At 58.7% G+C, this 310-nt stretch carries 1 protein-coding gene; it reads right to left on the bottom strand.

Going from position 1 to position 310, the window contains the following annotated elements; translation table 11 throughout:
- Nucleotides 1-125: 125 nt before the first annotated feature.
- On the bottom strand, nucleotides 126-310 hold a 185-nt coding region (locus GHO25_RS25905), incomplete at its 5' end, for a type II toxin-antitoxin system RelE/ParE family toxin (protein ID WP_178110266.1).

Raw genomic sequence — 310 nt, 5'->3', positions numbered from 1 at the left:
GCCCAAGGGCGCGCATGGCCCTCCTGATCTCGACCACCAGGCCGGTCTTGATCTTGAGCTTTTCAGCGTCAGGCAGTCCAAGGTCGGCAAAGACGTTGCCCGAGCTGCGCTGAACCTCGACGCCTTCAATGATTCGTTTTTGCATTTCGTAGCTCCTGTGCCAATACCTCGGCCACCTTCAGCCGAGCGCGGATGATGTCCATGTCGGCCTTTGGCGTGGCGATTCCGCTCTTGCTCTTCTTCTGGAAGCAGTGTAGGACGAACACCGCTTCCGCAAACTCGACCGTGTATACCGCTCGATAGGTGCCGC

The sequence above is a fragment of the Pseudomonas sp. FSL R10-1350 genome (genome assembly GCF_009600525.1).
In the GTDB taxonomy this organism is placed as follows: Bacteria; Pseudomonadota; Gammaproteobacteria; order Pseudomonadales; family Pseudomonadaceae; genus Aquipseudomonas; species Aquipseudomonas helleri.
This window is presented reverse-complemented; position numbering and strand designations above follow the sequence as displayed.